Genomic DNA, 16,513 nt, shown 5'->3' on the forward strand with positions numbered 1-16,513 from the left:
GCAGGGTGCGAAGGATGGTCAACACCAGCGAGCTCAGGGTTTAGTGTAGGATCGCCGACAAACGGGAGGATTCATGCGTCGCTGGCTGCTACCCGTGGTTGCCGTGCTGGTTGTGATTGGGGTCGGCGTGGCCGCCCGCCCGACGCTCGAGGCCCAGCGGCGTGGGCGCACCAAGGCCCCGGCCGGCGCGAAGGGCCACGCGGCAAGAGTCGCACGCCCCGCTGCCGCACCGAAACAGGCGGTCGCGGCCCGGGCGCAAACCGAACCGCCCCCCGGATCGCTCTCGCCCCGCAACGCGAACTACTCGATCAAGGTCGTGCTGGATCCGCTCGCCCGTACACTCGCCGGGACCGAACTCCTCACCTGGCGCAATATCACGACGTCGCCCACCTCCGAGCTCCGCTACCACCTCTACTACAACGCGTGGCGCAACACGCGTTCGACGTGGCTGCGCGAGGCGATGTTGTCGCGCCGGCGGCGCGGGTCACCGTCCGACCTGAAAGAGAAGGACTGGGGCTGGACGGACGTGAAGGCAATCCGGTTGATCGGTCTCGGCGGCGCGACGCCGGTCGATCTCACCGCCGACCTCCGCTTCATCGCGCCCGATGACGGCAACCCGGACGACCGCACGGTGATGATGGTGCCGCTGCCGCGCCCGGTGAAGCCCGGCGAGACGATCAACGTCGAGATCGACTGGACGGCGCAGATCCCGCGCACGTTCGCGCGCACGGGTGGCATCGCCGACTACTTCTTTGTGGCCCAGTGGTTCCCGAAGGTCGGCGTGCTGCAGGACGACGGATGGAACTGCCATCAGTTCCATGCCGGCACCGAGTTCTTCTCCGACTACGGGGTCTACGATGTCCGCATGACGGTGCCGAAGGGATGGACCGTTGGCGCGACCGGCGTGCAGCACGAACGGCGTGACAACGCCGACGGCACCACCGAGCATCGCTACTACCAGGAGGACGTTCACGACTTCGCCTGGACCACGAGCCCGACGTACATCGTGAAGCAGGCGCGTTTCGAGCAGGCCGGGCTGCCTCCCGTCGAGATGCGGCTCTTGCTGCAACCCGAGCACGAAGGGCAGGCGGACCGCCACTTCACCGCCACGCGCGCGGCGCTCCGCTATTACGGCCAGTGGTTCGGTGCGTACCCGTACCCGCACATCACGATCGTCGATCCGGCCTGGCAGAGCGGCGCGGGCGGCATGGAGTATCCGACACTCTTCACGGCCGGCACCTCGTGGCTCGCTCCGGCAGCGGTCGCCGACCCGGAAGGCGTCACCGTGCACGAGTGCGGTCACCAGTTCTGGTACGCCATCGTCGGCAACAACGAGTTCGAGGATGCCTGGCTCGACGAGGGCCTCAACACCTTCTCGACCGGCCGGACGATGAGCGTGGCGTTCAACCCGAACTTCGGATCGCGGCGGTTCTTCGGCGGGTTCCTTCCGTACGTGCTGCGCGACTTCCCGCAGACCCGTGAGGTGGACGAAGACGGGTTGGCCAGCTACCGGGAGGGCGCGAAGCTCGATGCGCAGTCCACGCCGTCCTGGCGTTACTGGCCAGCGGCCGGCGGTGCCTTGTCGTACAGCAAGACCGCACTGTGGCTCAACACGCTGGAGCGCTACCTCGGATGGCCGACGCTCCAGCGCATCATGTCCACGTACTTCGCGCGCTGGAAGTTCCGTCACCCGAAGCCGGACGATTTCTTCGCGGTGGTCAACGAGGTGAGTGGTCGCGACATGACCTGGTTCTTCGACCAGGTCTACCGCAGCTCGAACGTGTTCGACTACGCCATCGACGAGCTGCGCAGCGGGCCTGTGACCGCGAGCGGACTGTTCGACCAGGCGGGCCGCCGCGAGTTCAAGGCGGAGAACCCGACGCGCGGGCGGTCCCGCACGACCGTTGTGGTGCGCAGGCTTGGCGAAGCGGTCTTCCCGGTGGACGTGCTCGTGACGTTCGCCAACGGCGAGCAGGCGCGCGAGCGCTGGGACGGACGCGACCGCTGGAAGATGTTCACGTACGACCGGGCGGTCGAGGCGAGGTCGGCCGAGGTCGATTCCGACCGGGTGCTGCTGCTCGACATCAACCGCACGAACAACAGCCGGACGCTCGATCCGCAGGGCACTGCGGCTGCGACGAAGTGGACGTTGAAGTGGATGACGTGGCTGCAGGACCTGATGCTGACCTATTCGTTCTTCGTGTGAGTGCCTCACGGCTGGACTGATCTATGACGACCCTCTCCGCGCTGCGCGATGGAATCCGCCGGGTGAACGCGGCCCCGGCGGTGATGTTCGGCGTGCTGCTCCTGACGTTCCTGCTGGCCCTTCCGTTGGGCGTTGTCCTGCACGGGATGATCCGCGAGAGCCTGGGTGACAGCCTGGCGGCCGGGGCGGCCGCGACCGGCGTCAACAGCGAGTGGTGGCAGGAGTTCGAATCCCAGGCCACTGGCGTCGGACTCGCGTTCACGCCGCGTATCATCGGCTTCGGCGCCGTGCTCGCGAACCTCAACTCGCTGGTGGACGGGCATCCGCAGGTGCCGGCAGTGGCCGGCGCGGCGGTCGCCTACCTGCTGGTCTGGACGTTCCTGGCGGGAGGCATCCTCGATCGCTACGCGAGGAACCGCGCGGTCCGCACGGCCGCGTTCTTCTCGGCGTGCGGCATCTTCTTCTTCCGGTTCCTCCGCCTCCTGGTCATCGTCGTCGTCGCGTACGGACTGCTCTACCGGTTCCTGTATTCGTGGCTCTTCCTCTCGTTCTACCCGTGGATGACGCACGACTGGGTCGTCGAGCAGAACGCCTTCTTCCTGCGCGTCGCACTCTACGTCGTCTTCGCCTCGGCGCTCATCGCCGTGAACCTGCTGTTCGACTACGCGAAGGCCCGCGCCGTGGTCGAAGATCGCCGAAGCATGATCGGCGCGGTGCTCGCGTCGTTCCGTTTCGTCCGGCGCCACCCCGGCCAGACCATCGGCCTGTACCTGATCGATGGCGTCCTGTTCGGGATCGTGGTGCTGCTCTACGGCCTGGCGGCCCCCGGTGCCGGGTCGATCGGCTGGTCGATGTGGGCCGGATTGATCGTCAGCGAGCTGTACCTGCTGGCGCGCCTGTGGGTGAGGCTGGTGTTCTCCGCCTCGGAGGTCGCGCTCTTCCAGGGCCTGGTGGCGCACGCCGAGTACACCGCGGCACCGATACCTTCGTGGCCGGAATCGCCGGCGGCGGAGGCCATTCGGCCTGGAGCGGGGGACAAGTTGGAAAAAGGTGCTGGGTGCTAAGTGCGAAGTGCCAAGCACTCTTCCTAAACACCTCGTCCATCCGCCACCTTCCTGACCGCGTCCACGATGTGGCTCGCCGAGATCCCGAACCGGTCCAGCAGTTCCTCGGGCTTGCCGCTGCGCGGGATGTCGCGCACCGCGAGCACGCGAACGGTGGCGAGGCCGGTCGTGACCGCGGCGACCGCGTCGCCGATACCGCCGCCCGCGTAATGGTCCTCGACCGTCACGATCTGTCCGTGCGTCTCGGCGGCGGCTCTCTTCAGCGTGGTCTCGTCGATCGGCTGGATCGAGTACAGGTCGATCACGCGGATCGCGATGCCGACCTTCTTCAACTCGTCGTACGCCTTCAGCGCCTCGAACACCGTCACGCCGGCGGCAACGACCGTCGCCAGGTCCTTCTTGCTCTCGCGCAGCACCTTCGAACCGCCCACCGGGAATCGCTCGTCGGGTCCGTAGATGACCGGCGTCTTCGGTCGTGAGGTCCGGATGTATGCGGGTCCCGGGTGGTACGCCGCCTCGGCGACGAGCCGTTCCGTGCTCACCGCATCGCACGGATAGAGCACGGCGATGTTCGGCTCGGCGCGCATCATCGCGAGGTCTTCGAGTGCCATCTGCGATGGCCCGTCCTCCCCAATCGACACCCCGGCGTGCGAGCCGGCCATCTTGACGTTCAGCCGGCTGATGGCCGCCATGCGAATGAAATCGTAGGCGCGCGTCAGGAAGCAGGCGAACGTCGAGGGAAAGGCGATGGCCCCGCGGGCCGCGAGCCCCATCGAGACGCCGAGCATCACCTGCTCGGCGATGAAGTTCTCGTAGAACCGTCCCGCGAAGACCTTCTCGAACCTGTCGCTGAAGGTCGAGTTCTTCACGTCCGCGTCGAGGACGACGATGCGCGGATCCACTTCGCCGAGCTTCACCAGCGCCGTGCCGTAGGCCTCGCGAGTGGCAATGGCTTCGCCCATCTTGTACGCCGGCGCCGACGGCTCGGGCCGACCCGCGACATCCGGCCCGCCGCTCGTTCTCGGCGGCGGCTGCACGGCAGGCGGTCGCGTGTTCGCTCCGCCTCCCTCGGGCAGGAACTGCGCCTCGAGTTCGGCAATCGCCCGGGTCTCTTCGTCCTTCTTGAGCGGGCGGCCGTGCCACCCGTTCAGCCCTTCGACGAACGAGACACCTTTCCCCTTCACGGTCTTCGCGAGGATCATCGTCGGTCGATCGGTCGTGCGGCGCGCCCGGTCGAACGCGTCGAGCAGCGCTTCGATGCTGTGGCCGTCCACGACGATCGCGTTCCAGCCGAACGCCTGCCAGCGCGTGGCGTAAGCCTCCATGTCGTGGCCGAGCGCGGTCGGCTGGCTCTGGCCGAGGCCGTTGACGTCGATGATCGCGCACAGATTCGACAGCTCGTAGTGCATCGCGACGTCGGCGGCCTCCCACACGGAACCCTCTGCCGATTCGCCGTCACCGAGCAGCACGTACGTGCGGTACGTCGAGCCGATCCGCCGGGCGTTCAGCGCGGTGCCGACGGCGGCGCAGACGCCCTGCCCGAGTGACCCCGTGGCGACGTCCACGAACGGAAGGCGCGGCGTCGGGTGCCCCTCGAGATCCGATTCGATCTGCCGCAGCTTCAGGAGTTCCGAGCGGTCGAATGCGCCGGCCTCGGCCCACGCGGCATAGAGGATCGGCGCGGCGTGGCCCTTCGACAGCACGAAGCGGTCGTTGTCGGGATCCTGCGGGCGCTTCGGGTCGAAACGCATTTCGGCGAAGAAGAGCGTCGCCACGATCTCTGCCGCCGAGCAGCAGGTCGACGGATGACCGCTGCCCGCTGCGGTCGTGGCCCGGATGGATTCGATCCGCAGCCGGGTCGCGACGTTGTGAAGGGTGGGGACCAGCGCGTGAGCATCAGCAGCCACTCGGAACCTCCATGGTGCACGCGCCACTCGCGCGGCGACCGTACGGGATGACGCAGGATCTTCGTCGCGGTCAAAGTGCATATTATAAGCGGTCCCGCGCGTCCTCGGCGTGGCGGCGTCGACCTCGAGGGGGATCGGGAGGGCAGCTGGCGAGCGGTGCTATAGTTCTGTTCAATCATGGCGCTCGACGATATCAGCCAGGCAGTGCTCTCGCGTGACGAGGTCGTCCGGTACCTCAAGGGAACGCACGGCGAGAGTTCCGAGCAGGCGCGCGAACGCGTGTACGCCTACCTCGACGAGCTCCGGACGAAGCAGCGCTACACGCTCTACCGTGCGCTCAAGCATCCTGTCTACCCGATCCTGCGGAAGATCCGCCGGCACGTCGAGCACATCGATCGCGCGGTGAACGCGACGCGCGAGAGCCGCGTGATGTACGCGTCGAACCACAAGAGCCATACCGACTACCTGGTCGAGCCGCTCGTCCTCGACGACAACGGCGTACGCCCGCCGATCATCGCGGCCGGCATCAACCTGTTCGGCGGCCCACTCGGCCTGCTTCATCGCCATGTCACGGGCGCCGTGCCGATCCGCCGCGCGACCAAGGATCCGGCGTACCTCGTCACGCTCAAGGCCTACATCGCCGAACTGCTGCGCGCGCACGACCTGCTCTTCTACATCGAGGGCGGCCGCAGCTACAGCGGCGAGCTGAGACCGCCGAAGACCGGGTTGATCCACGCGGCGATGCAATCGGACACGCAGAACCTGGTGATCCTGCCAATTGCGGTCTCCTACGACCTCGTGCTCGAGGACCGGATCCTGGCGCGCCAGGGCGTCAAGAAACGGCAGCGCCCCTTCACGCGGGAACTGGCGGAGATGATGCGTTATGCCGTCGGTTACCGCTCGCGTGCCTTCATCACCTTCGGGACGCCAATCGCCACCTCCGAGTACGATCCGCAGTCGCGGCGAGACGTGCTCGACCTGGCGCACCGGACGCGGGAGGCGATTGGGCTGTTGTACAAGGTGACGCCGACCGCGCTCGTGGCTGCCGCCCTGCGGCGGTCGATGTCGCGCGCCGAACTCGAGACCCAGATCGACCGGACGTTGGATCAGTTGCGCCAGGTTGGCGCCAACCTGGCCGTGGAGAGCGGCCGCCAGGCCGTGGCCGAGGCCAGTCAACCGCTCGAACGGCGCGGCGTCCTCGTCGTCGAGCCCGGTCGATACCGCGTGCGCAACCGGATGCTGCTTCGGTACTACGCGCGAACGATCGAGCACCTCCTCGCCCCGGCCGCCCCGCGATCCCACTAATGCCCGCCGGACAATAGACAGCCTCGCTCAGCGATTTCGTTGTCTGCCGTCAATACACTTCGGCCCCACTCTGTATCGTTCGCAGACTACATCCCTCCGCCTCTCGCGCTGCCTGGCTTCGGCTCGGCCCTGCGATTCGCGGGGATTGGCCATAAGTCCTTCGCCACGCGGGACCAGGCGCCAGGAGCTCATCCCTGGCACGTACCTTGAAGTCGGTTTGGCATCACCGTGGAAACTGGAGGGCGACCGCGGTCTCCCGTGGGCGTCTGCCGTCCGCAGGGGTGATCGGTCGAGGAGAGTCCGGGACCATGTTCAGTCACGCCCCCGAACACGCGCTGCCGGCCGGGTCAATCCCCCGGAGTGCGGCGGATATCCGAGCACCGGGCGCGGTCGAGTCGTTGCTGCACTGGCTGCAGTGCGGCGTCTGCAGCCTTCGCGGCCACGATCCAGTGCTGCAGTACGACCGGACCCGGATCTATCTGCGATGCACGTCGTGCGGTCACGAGACCCCGGGTTGGGACGTCGCGCCCAGCACGTTGCCAGGTCGGCGTCCTTACGCCAAGCGCGCGCAGAGTGCGCACGCCGGTCTGTCGGTGGTGCGGAAGATCGCCTGAAGGATGCGGCCCCCAGGGACCGAGGCGGCAACACCGCCTCGGTCCCACATCCTCTCGTCCCGGGCTGGTTCAAGGACTCGGCTTGGGGCTCGCCCGCCTGCCTGTCGCCACCCGCGTGCTACGATCCGCGTGATGTCTGCGGCCATGACCTCAATCGAACGCGCCCGTCTGCTCGCCGACGCCATTCGGACGGCAGGCGGACGTGCGCTGATCGTCGGCGGATGGGTCCGCGACCGCCTGCTCGGTCTCACCTCGAAGGACATCGACGTCGAGGTCTACGGCCTCCCCGCGGCCGATCTGCGCCGGCTTCTCGAGCGCTTCGGCCACGTGGAGACGATCGGCGAGAGCTTCACGGTCTACAAGATTGGGGACATCGACGTCGCGCTGCCGCGCCGTGAATCGAAGGCGGGCCGCGGCCACAAGGGATTCCTGGTCGAGGGCGATCCGGGCATGGCGGTGGAGGAGGCTGCCCGCCGGCGCGATTTCACCATCAATGCGATCGCCTGGGATCCGCTGACCGAAATCTACCTCGATCCACGCGGCGGCCGCGACGACCTCGAGCGCCGCATCCTCCGTGTCGTGGATCCATCGACCTTCGGCGACGACAGCCTGCGCGTGCTGCGCGCGATGCAGTTCGTGGCCCGCTTCGAACTGGACGTCGACCCGGCCACCCTGCAGCTCTGCCGCGTCATCCCGCTCGACGACCTGCCTGCCGAGCGCGTCTGGGGCGAGTTCGAGAAACTGCTGCTCCTGCCGGCCCGGCCGTCGCGCGGTTTCTCCTTCGCGCGTGACGCGGGCATCGTCGATCGTCTGTTGCCGGAAATGGCTGCGCTCGTCGGGTGCGAGCAGGAGCCGGAGTGGCACCCGGAGGGCGACGTCTGGACGCACACACTGCTGGTCATCGACCAGGCGCACCGGCGGACCGACGATCTGCCACGCGCCTCGCGCCTCGCGGTGATGCTCGGGGCCGTCTGCCACGATTTCGGCAAGCCGTCCACCACCGCGTTCTTCGACGGCCGAACCCGGTCGCACAACCACGAGGAGGCTGGCGTCCCTCCCGCCCGGGCGCTGCTCGACCGGCTGAACGTGCACTCGATTGACGGCGTGGACGTGAGAAGTCAGGTCTTCGGCCTGACGGCTCATCACCTCAAGCCAGGGTCCTGGTACAAGGTGCGCGACGAGGTGGGCGACGGTGCGTTCCGTCGCCTCGCGCAAAAGGTGGATCTGGAACTGCTCGCCCGCCTGGCTGCGGCGGACTGCCTCGGACGCACGGGCGAGTTCGACTGCACCGCGATGGCGTGGTTCCTGGATCGCGCGCGCTCGCTCGGTGTCGAACACGAGCCGCCTCGCCCGCTCCTCCTCGGCCGCCACCTGCTCGCCCTCGGCCTCGAGCCGGGTCCCCGCATCGGCGAGATCCTCCGCGTCGTCTACGAGCGCCAACTGGACGGCACCATCACGACGACGGACGAAGGGATTCTCGCTGCGAAGGCGATCGTCGACGATCGTTCCGACTGACGCACGTCAGCCCCGACCGACCGCGTCAGACCCGACTGGCTGCGTCAGTTCCGACGATCCGTGCGTAGGTCTTCTCCTCGACGTTCCCTCCGCTGATCACCGCGACGACCGGCCTCGCCGAATCCCGCTTCCCGTTCGCCTCGTCGGCGAGAGCGGCGGCGATTGTGATGGCGCCGCTCGGCTCGGCGACGATCTTCGCCGCCCGGAACAGCCAGCGCATGGCATCGGCCACCGCCCCGTCGTCGATCCGCACGATGCGATCGACGAACGCCTGAACGTGCGGGAACGTGACCTCACCCGGGCGCACGGCCAGCAGGCCGTCGGTGATGCCGGGTGTCAATTCGATCGTGACGGGTTTCCCGGCCGCGAGCGACGCGGTCATGCGCGACGCGCCAACCGGCTCGACGCCGACCACGCGGATCTCGGGCCGGGAGCGCTTCAGTGCGGTCGCGATGCCGGAGATGAGGCCGCCGCCGCTCATCTGCACGTACACCGTTCCCACCGTTGGACACTGCTCGAGAATCTCGAGGCCGATCGTCCCCTGCCCCGCCGCGATGTCCAGGTGGTCGAACGGCGGCACGATCGTCATCCCGCGCGAGGCCGCCTCCTGTTCGGCTCGGGCCTTGCGCTGCACGGTCGTCGTCCCCTCGAAGATCACCTCGGCACCAAGCGCCCTCGCGCCTTCGACTTTCACAGCCGGCGCGTTGGTCGGCATGACGATGAGCGCGGGCACACCCAGCATGCGTGCGGTGATGGCGATGGCGAGGCCGTGGTTGCCGGACGAGAAGGTCAGCAGCCCGGCCCGTCGCCGGTCGTCGGACAACTGCACGGCCATGTTGTAGGCGCCGCGGAGCTTGAAGGCGCCGCCCACCTGCAGGTTCTCGCACTTGAGCAGGAGCGGCCGTTGGTTCGAGCCGCAATCGGGCAACTCACATGCCTCGAGGAGTGGAGTCAGGCGTGCAACGCCGCGGATGCGTCCGGCCGCCGCGCGGATGGCGTCGAGAGAGAGCAGTTCATTCACGCGGGGATGCTAGCATATGGGCGAGATGACTGCCCTCCCCGATTTCTTCCGCCGGGCGGCGCGTAGCCGGCTCAACCTGCTTCTGGTGTTCGCGCCACTGTCCTGGATCGTCGGCTGGCGCGCCCCGGACACCGTGTGGCCGTTCGTGCTGGGCGCCACCTCGATCGTCCCCCTTGCCCGCCTGATCGGGGCCGCCACCGAGGAACTCGCCACCCACACCGGCCCGGCCCTCGGCGGGTTCCTGAACGCGACGTTCGGCAATGCGGCGGAGATCATCATCGGCCTCGTCGCGCTCCGCGCGAACCATCTCGAGGTCGTGCAAGCGTCGATCACAGGCAGCATCATCGGCAACCTGCTCCTCGTATTCGGTGCGTCCGCGTTCGTCGGCGGCATCGGCCGGGTCTCGCAGCGCTTCAACCGCACGAGCGCGGGAAACGCCACGATCATGCTGTTCCTCGGCGTCGTCGCGCTCACGATTCCGGCTGTCTTCGACCTCACGCTGTTCGGCAGTCTGGAGCGACGCCCCCCGGCCCTCTACACCCTCAGCGTCGGGACGTCGCTGCTGCTGATCGTCGCCTACGCGGGCAGCCTCGTCTACAGCCTCACGACGGGCCGGACGCTGATCGGGCCGCACCTGCCGGCGCACACGCCGCGCAAGATCCCGCTGTGGCCGCCGATGGTCGTGCTCGCCGTCGCCACGGCATTCACCACCGTGCAGGCGGAAGTGCTGGTCGGCGGTCTGTCGGCCGTGCTTGCCCGCTCGGGCATGAGCGAGCTGTTCGCGGGCGTGATCATCATCGCGCTCATCGGCAACGCCGCCGAGCACTACAGCGCCATCGCCGCGGCCCGCCGCGACGAGATGACGCTCGCTGTCGAGATCGCCATCGGCAGCAGCGCGCAGATCGCCCTGCTGGTCGCGCCGGTGCTGGTTCTCGCGTCGTTCGCGCTCGGCCAGCCGATGACGCTGCTCTTTCACCCCTTCGAGATCGCGGCAGTCGTCCTGTCGGTGTGCGCAACGGCCATCGTCGCGCTCGACGGCGAGAGCAACTGGGTCGAAGGCCTGCAGTTGCTGGCCGTCTATCTCATCCTCGCACTGGCGTTCTATCTGATTCCAGCGGGAGGCGGGTCAGGACTCCAGGCTCTCGGCTCCAGGCTCTGTCTCGTCACTTGCCTGTGTACTTCCTGATGAACGCGATGGTCCGCGGCCAGGCTTGATCGGTGGCCTTGAGGTTGGCACCGCCGCGGCCATCCTGCTGGCGCAGGAATCCGTGACCGGCGCCGGCGTAGACCTCCACTTCGTACGCCTTTCCCAGTTTCTGCATCTGGGTCTTGGTCCCTTCGACGGTCGCCGTCACGCGCGCATCGTCTCCGCCGTAGAGGCCGAGGACCGGAGCCTGGAGGCTGGCGAGCACGTCGGCTGCCGGAGCCGTCCCGTAGTACACGACGGCCGCATCGAGCGCGGGCTGCACGACCGCGTACGCGAAGCTCGTCGATCCGCCCCAGCAGAATCCCACGGCGGCGGTCTTGCCGTTCGCCGACGGAAGCCTCATCGCGTAGTCGCGGACCGCGTTCAGCCGCTGCACGACTTCCTCCCGCGGCAGCGCCATCACGAGCTTGACGACGTCGTCCGAACTCGAGGCGGAATCGGTGCCGCCCCCGCCCGGTCCCTTGCCCGAGACCAGATCCGGCGCCACCGCGATGAACCCTTCGCGCGCCAACTGATCCGCGACGGCGCGAATCCAGTCGCTCAACCCATAGATCTCGTGGATGACGATGACCACCGGGGCCTTGTCCTTGCGCTCCGGATAGACCACCCACGTCTTGACCGGCTTCTCGCTGCCGGCCAGTTTCACGTCCACCCATTCGCCGTGGCGTGGCGATTTCTCGAGCCTCGCCTTCGCGGTGTCCGCCCACGCGGGCCACGCGGGATTGGCCGGCACGGTGACCTTCTCCGGCTGTGCCTGGGCTGGCGGCGCGGGCGCCTGGTGATCGTGCATCGACTGACCGAGGGCGGCGGCGGGAACGGCGAGCAGGGCAACCGACAGAACGAGCGGGGGCAGCGTCACGTCAGACCTCCTGTGCCCGCCATTCCTCGAACAGGCGGGCGGTGTTGCCGGAAATGGATCGGAGCGTCGGCGCCCAGCCCAACGCATGGGCGCGGGGGCTGCGGATGCGCTGATCGAGCGCCATCGCCAGGGCATAGGCCCCGTGCTTGGCCTTGGCTTCGTCGATGGGCACGCGCCGGACGTCGGGCGTGCCCGGCACCTGGGTCACGATCGCTTCGACGATGTCATTGACCCGCTCGTCGCCTTCGTCGTTGGCGTGGTAGATGCCCGAGGCGGCCGGGTTGGCGGCGAACCGCGCGTACAGGTCACCGAGGTCGCGGTCGTAGACGACCGGCCAGTGGTTCTCCCCACTGCCGATCACTCGAACGAGCCCGTTCGAGGCGTCCCGGAACAGATCACCGACAATGCCCCGAGAGCCACCATAGACGATCCCGGGGCGCACGACGATCGTGCGAAGCCCGTTCCCGGCCGCCGCAACAACTCTCTGCTCGTGGGCGGGACGATACTCCACGATGGCCGCCGGATTGAGCGGCGCATCTTCGGCGACCGGCAGGGACGTCGGTCCGAGCACCCAGATGCCGGACGTGTAGACGATCACGCGATCGCCGGCGCCGGTTCCCCTGCTCTGTGCCGCAGCAAGCAGCGTCTCGACCGCCGTGCGATCGACATCCACCGCGTGCGCGCCGTCGAAACCTGCGTGGATGATTCCTTCATGCCCAACAGCGGCCTCCTGATAGGACGAGGGGTCCGCGAGGTCGCCGATGAGCGGCGTCGCGCCGCGCGCCAGCACCTGCCCGGCCTTTTCGGAGTTCCGGACGAGGCCGGTCACCTGGTGGCCGCCGCGCACCAGCGCGTCGAGAACCGCCGAACCGATGTAACCACTCGCGCCAGTCAGGAAGATACGCATAACACCTCGGGGCTGCATCGGCCGGGCCGGTTCATATCAGGAAGGAGTTGGAGTCCGTTACCATTGTACCCCAGCCGGGAGCCAAGTGAACTGCTGACGCTTGCTGTGGAATTGATACATGCGCCGCGACACGCTCGTTGATTTCTTCCGGGACCTCTCCAACGCCCGCGGCCCGTTTCTGGTGCACGACGACGGGTACCGAAGCCGGGAGTACAGCTATGGGGAGGTGGCGCAGGCGGCGCAGGCGTTCGCCGCGCGCCTCGACGATGCCGGCCTGAGGAAGGGCGACAAGCTGGTCTTCTGGGCCGAGAATCGGCCGGAATGGGTTGCCGCCTTCTGGGGTTGCATCCTGACCGGCGTGGTCGTCGTCCCGATCGACTACCGCTCGTCGATCGACTTCGTCCGGCGCGTCAGCGCGATTGTTGCCGCGCGCGTCGTGCTGGTCGGGAACGACGTCGAGTCGCCGAGGCCGGGCGAGCGACCCGTGGATGGGGCAGCCGTCTGGCCGATGTCCGAGCTCGACTGGCGTGACGCGAGGCCGGCGCCGGAGGTTGCGCTGAGCCGCGATGACATCGCGCAGATCATGTTCACATCAGGGGCGACCGCCGAACCGAAAGGCGTGCTCATCACGCATCGCAACATCCTCGCCAACATCGTCCCGATCGAGGGCGAGATCCTGAAGTACCGCCGGTGGGGACGGCCGTTCTTCCCGCTCCGCTTCCTGAATCTGCTCCCGCTCAGCCACATGTTCGGACAGGCGATGGCGACGTTCATCCCGCCGATGCTGCCCGGCACCGTCGTGTTCATGCGTGGCTACAACCCGGCGGAGATCCTCGCGCAGGTGAAGAGGCGGCGGGTCTCGGTCGTCGTGTCCGTACCGAAGATCCTCGATGTGCTCCGCGATCACGTCGCGCGCACGATCCCGGGCGCCTCGACACCTCTCGTGCGGCCCGAGCCTGTAGCCTTCCGATGGTGGCGCTACCGCGCCGTGCACCGGGCGTTCGGCGCGAAGTTCTGGAGCTTCGTGGTCGGTGCCGCGCCGCTCGATCCGGCGCTCGAAGAATTCTGGTCGCGCCTCGGCTTTCTCGTCATCCAGGGCTACGGCCTCACCGAAGCCGCCCCAATCGTCAGCCTCAATCACCCGTTTGCCGCCCGAAAGGGATCCGTCGGAAGGGCCATCGGCGGCGTGGAGGTGAGGATCGCGGCGGACGGCGAAATCCTGGTCCGCGGCGAGAACGTCACGCAGGGTTACTTCGGCGCGGACCGCGAGACCTCGGCGGCTTTCGAAGACGGCTGGCTGCACACTGGTGACATCGGCGACATCGACCCGGGCGGCCAGTTGTTCGTGCGCGGCCGGAAGAAGGAACTAGTCGTGACACCCGAAGGGCTGAACGTGTTCCCGGAGGACGTCGAGCGCGTCTTGAATCAGCAGGCCGGCGTGCGCGATGCGGCCGTCGTGGGCAGGAAGACCGGGAGTGAGGAACGCGTCCATGCCGTGCTGCTGCTCGATGTTTCCGGCGACCCGGAGGCCGTGGTCCGGTCAGCCAATGCCAGGCTCGCTGACCATCAGCGGATCCGCGGCGCGTCCGTGTGGCCCGGCGGAGAACTCCCGCGCACCGAGGGCACGCGGAAACTGAAGCGGCTGGAGATCAGGGACTGGGTGGACAGCGGTCGGCCGGCCGTGACGCCGCGTGGCACCGGCGGCAGTCTCGAAGCGCTCATCGCGCGATATCGCGCCGGCGGCGAGATCCGCCCCGAGACGACGATTGAGGAACTCGGGTTGAGCTCGCTCGAGCGCGTGGAATTGATGGTGGCCATCGAGGAGCAGTTCCACGCGACCCTCGACGAGTCGCGGTTCGCCGAGGCCAGGAGCCTTGGCGATCTCCAGGAACTCGTCTCCCAGTCGACGGCGGCCGCGGCCGTCGCTCGGCACGACTGGCAGATGCCGGCGTGGAATCGTCGGCCGGTCGTGCGCGGGATCCGTCGCGCCAGCCAGGCGCTGTGGCTGCTGCCCCTGACGCGGCTCTTCGCACGGGTCCGGGTCGAAGGGTTGGAGCACCTCGGGAAGATCGACGGCCCGGTGGTGTTCGCGGCGAACCACCAGAGTCACCTGGACACGCCCGTCATCCTGTCGGCGCTCCCCGGATCGTGGCGGCGGCGGATCGCGGTGGCGATGGCCAAGGAGTTCTTCCAGGCACACTTCCACCCGGAAGGGCACCGGTGGCGGCAACGGGTGACGAGCAGCGCCGCATACGCGCTCGCGTCCTTCTTCTTCAACGCCTTTCCACTCCCCCAGCGCGAAGCGGGCGCACGCCGGACGCTCCGGTACATCGGGGATCTGATGAGCGAGGGTTCGTCGTTGCTGATCTTCCCGGAAGGGGAGCGAACCGAGACCGGGGCGATTGGCTCGTTCCGCCCGGGGATCGGGATGATTGCGTCACGCCTTGACGTGTGGGTGGTCCCGGTGCGCCTCGATGGTGTGGACCGCGTCCTGCACAAGTCGTGGAAGATGGCGCGGCCCGGGGCCGTGCGCGTGGCCTTCGGTGCGCCGCTGCAACTGAAGGGCGAGGACTATGCCGGCCTGGCCGCCCGGGTGGAGGCGGAGGTCAGGGCTCTGGGAGCCGGACGGTAGGCTCTGTCCGCCGTGCGGTCAACTTCGTTTGCCGGGACATGGGCCATGTGGCACAATGTTTGACGGTTCAAGTCCCTGAACAGTATTTCCAGGATACGAGGACAATTTGTCGGTTTACGAAAAGCTTCCGGACGCGCAGCTCTCCCCGCCAGACGCTCCCGCCCCAAGTCTAGGTCAGGCTCCCGATCCGGTGTCGGCAGCTGTGGCGCGGTTCCGCTCGTGTCGATGGCGAAAGGCAGCCGAGAACGGAACGCCGGAGTGCTGCGGCCACCGGGACGTGCTTCCCATGACCGGCGCAAACGGCTTCGACCCCGAGGCCTGGTGCCCCGAGTGCGCGTACTACAAGCTGCGGCGCACGCCGAAGAAGCGTGAATACTACAACGACAGGTACTAGGCAGGCTCTCGGCGCTCGGCTCTGGGCGCTCGACTCACCTCTCACGACTCCTCGCCGAACTCACGGGCCAGTTGCACCCACTCGCCGTCCGGCGCCAGTTCCAGATACCGATGCCAGTGCGCCCTGGCCTCGCGCGATTGCCCCAGCTTCTCGAGCGTGACGGCCAGGTAGAAGTGCGCGTCCGGATAGCCCGGGCTCAGACGCAGCGCTTCCTCGTAGCACACGTGCGCTTCCTCCAGCCGCCCCACGTCGTGATAGACGTTGCCGAGGTTGAAGTGGGCCTCGAATGCGTCTGGCTGCAGCGCGAGCGCGCGATCGTAGAGCAGTTCGGCCTCGATGAAGTGCTCGCTGGCGTAGTGCAGGTTGGCAAGGTTGATGATCGCAGGCACCAGGTAGGGATCGACCTCGAGCGCCCGTCGGTAGGCGCGGCTTGCCGCTGCCTCGTGGCCGGGGTCGCCATCGTCCAACGCTGATGCGGTCAGGAACAGCTGCTCGGCTGCTTCCGTGGAGTCAGCAGGGCATGCGGTCTCAGCGAGCGCGCGACGGGGGCTGAGCGTGATGACCTTCGCCGGTTCGGCGCCCGACCAGAAATCGAGGCGCAATTGCCCCTCGCGCGATGCCTGCAACTCGCGCAGCACGGCGCGAAACGACGCGCCGCGCTCGAGTTCGGCGTTGGCATGGCGGATGATCGCGAGGTCGGGAAAGGCGAAATACTTCTCCCCGCCGGCCCTCAGCGCCGGGCGAATCAGGTTCCATTTCTGCAGGTAGCGAAGGTGATCCTCGCGCAGGCTGGTGTACATCGCGAGAATGTCGTGCAGGGCGTAGCAACCTGGCGTAGCGGGCGGATTCCGTTCGTGCACAGTCGGGTGACACGATGCAGGA

12 protein-coding genes are annotated in these 16,513 nt (G+C 67.7%); 7 read left to right on the top strand and 5 right to left on the bottom strand.

What is annotated here, in order from left to right; genetic code table 11:
• Window positions 1-73 precede the first annotated feature (73 nt).
• Both VGK32_16190 and VGK32_16195 read left to right on the top strand, forming a co-directional pair.
• Complete coding sequence (locus VGK32_16190; GenBank protein ID HEY3383313.1) at window positions 74-2,206, top strand: M1 family metallopeptidase; 2,133 nt, start codon at window positions 74-76, stop codon at window positions 2,204-2,206.
• Between the two features lie 23 nt (window positions 2,207-2,229).
• Window positions 2,230-3,270, top strand: coding sequence for a hypothetical protein (locus tag VGK32_16195; GenBank protein ID HEY3383314.1), 1,041 nt, complete (start codon window positions 2,230-2,232; stop codon window positions 3,268-3,270).
• 23 nt (window positions 3,271-3,293) lie between these two features.
• Here VGK32_16195 and VGK32_16200 read toward each other — a convergent pair whose 3' ends face one another.
• Window positions 3,294-5,177 (bottom strand): transketolase, encoded by a 1,884-nt coding sequence (locus tag VGK32_16200; GenBank protein ID HEY3383315.1) that lies wholly within the window; start codon window positions 5,175-5,177, stop codon window positions 3,294-3,296.
• Window positions 5,178-5,354: 177 nt separating this feature from the next.
• On the opposite strand from VGK32_16200, the gene VGK32_16205 reads away from it, so the two are divergent.
• The 3 genes from VGK32_16205 (at window position 5,355) to VGK32_16215 (ending at window position 8,611) form a co-directional block, all read left to right on the top strand.
• On the top strand, window positions 5,355-6,482 hold the full coding sequence (locus VGK32_16205; protein HEY3383316.1) for a 1-acyl-sn-glycerol-3-phosphate acyltransferase: 1,128 nt from the start codon (window positions 5,355-5,357) through the stop codon (window positions 6,480-6,482).
• A gap of 308 nt (window positions 6,483-6,790) precedes the next feature.
• Window positions 6,791-7,096, top strand: a complete 306-nt coding sequence (locus tag VGK32_16210; GenBank protein ID HEY3383317.1) for a hypothetical protein — start codon at window positions 6,791-6,793, stop codon at window positions 7,094-7,096.
• 144 nt (window positions 7,097-7,240) lie between these two features.
• Window positions 7,241-8,611: an HD domain-containing protein gene (locus VGK32_16215; GenBank protein ID HEY3383318.1), complete on the top strand. Its 1,371-nt coding sequence runs from the start codon at window positions 7,241-7,243 to the stop codon at window positions 8,609-8,611.
• 25 nt (window positions 8,612-8,636) lie between these two features.
• Here the strand turns inward: VGK32_16215 and VGK32_16220 are convergent, their stop codons facing one another.
• The gene (locus VGK32_16220) at window positions 8,637-9,632 is read right to left on the bottom strand and encodes a threonine/serine dehydratase (GenBank protein HEY3383319.1); all 996 of its coding nucleotides are present in this window, start codon (window positions 9,630-9,632) and stop codon (window positions 8,637-8,639) included.
• A 16-nt stretch (window positions 9,633-9,648) separates the two neighbouring features.
• Between VGK32_16220 and cax the strand changes: the two genes are divergently transcribed.
• Window positions 9,649-10,818: a calcium/proton exchanger gene (gene cax, locus VGK32_16225; GenBank protein ID HEY3383320.1), complete on the top strand. Its 1,170-nt coding sequence runs from the start codon at window positions 9,649-9,651 to the stop codon at window positions 10,816-10,818.
• Here cax and VGK32_16230 read toward each other — a convergent pair.
• On the bottom strand, window positions 10,796-11,698 hold the full coding sequence (locus VGK32_16230) for a dienelactone hydrolase family protein (protein HEY3383321.1): 903 nt from the start codon (window positions 11,696-11,698) through the stop codon (window positions 10,796-10,798). The two genes, cax and VGK32_16230, sit on opposite strands and share 23 nt — an antisense overlap.
• Before the next feature lies 1 nt (window position 11,699).
• Window positions 11,700-12,605 carry an NAD(P)H-binding protein gene (locus VGK32_16235; protein ID HEY3383322.1) on the bottom strand — a complete coding sequence of 302 codons (906 nt, stop codon included), beginning with the start codon at window positions 12,603-12,605 and terminating at the stop codon, window positions 11,700-11,702.
• A 118-nt stretch (window positions 12,606-12,723) separates the two neighbouring features.
• Here VGK32_16235 and VGK32_16240 point away from each other — a divergent pair, with 118 nt between their 5' ends.
• A complete protein-coding gene (locus VGK32_16240) occupies window positions 12,724-15,237 on the top strand; it encodes an AMP-binding protein (protein HEY3383323.1) in 2,514 nt (837 codons plus the stop codon).
• Between the two features lie 435 nt (window positions 15,238-15,672).
• Here VGK32_16240 and VGK32_16245 read toward each other — a convergent pair whose 3' ends face one another.
• Entirely contained in the window at window positions 15,673-16,431 is a 759-nt protein-coding gene (locus VGK32_16245) for a tetratricopeptide repeat protein (protein ID HEY3383324.1), read from the bottom strand.
• Window positions 16,432-16,513 lie beyond the last annotated feature (82 nt).

It is taken from the genome of Vicinamibacterales bacterium (assembly GCA_036504215.1).
GTDB lineage: Bacteria > Acidobacteriota > Vicinamibacteria > Vicinamibacterales > Fen-181 > FEN-299.

Excerpts from the sequence above, each read along its gene's own strand:
- VGK32_16205 (HEY3383316.1), top strand. The coding sequence starts at position 5,355 with ATGGCGCTCGACGATATCAGCCAGGCAGTGCTCTCGCGTGACGAGGTC.
- cax (HEY3383320.1), top strand. The coding sequence starts at position 9,649 with ATGGGCGAGATGACTGCCCTCCCCGATTTCTTCCGCCGGGCGGCGCGT.
- VGK32_16210 (HEY3383317.1), top strand. The coding sequence starts at position 6,791 with ATGTTCAGTCACGCCCCCGAACACGCGCTGCCGGCCGGGTCAATCCCC.
- VGK32_16245 (HEY3383324.1), bottom strand. The coding sequence starts at position 16,431 with ATGTACACCAGCCTGCGCGAGGATCACCTTCGCTACCTGCAGAAATGG.
- VGK32_16190 (HEY3383313.1), top strand. The coding sequence starts at position 74 with ATGCGTCGCTGGCTGCTACCCGTGGTTGCCGTGCTGGTTGTGATTGGG.
- VGK32_16195 (HEY3383314.1), top strand. The coding sequence starts at position 2,230 with ATGACGACCCTCTCCGCGCTGCGCGATGGAATCCGCCGGGTGAACGCG.
- VGK32_16215 (HEY3383318.1), top strand. The coding sequence starts at position 7,241 with ATGACCTCAATCGAACGCGCCCGTCTGCTCGCCGACGCCATTCGGACG.
- VGK32_16240 (HEY3383323.1), top strand. The coding sequence starts at position 12,724 with ATGCGCCGCGACACGCTCGTTGATTTCTTCCGGGACCTCTCCAACGCC.
- VGK32_16235 (HEY3383322.1), bottom strand. The coding sequence starts at position 12,605 with ATGCGTATCTTCCTGACTGGCGCGAGTGGTTACATCGGTTCGGCGGTT.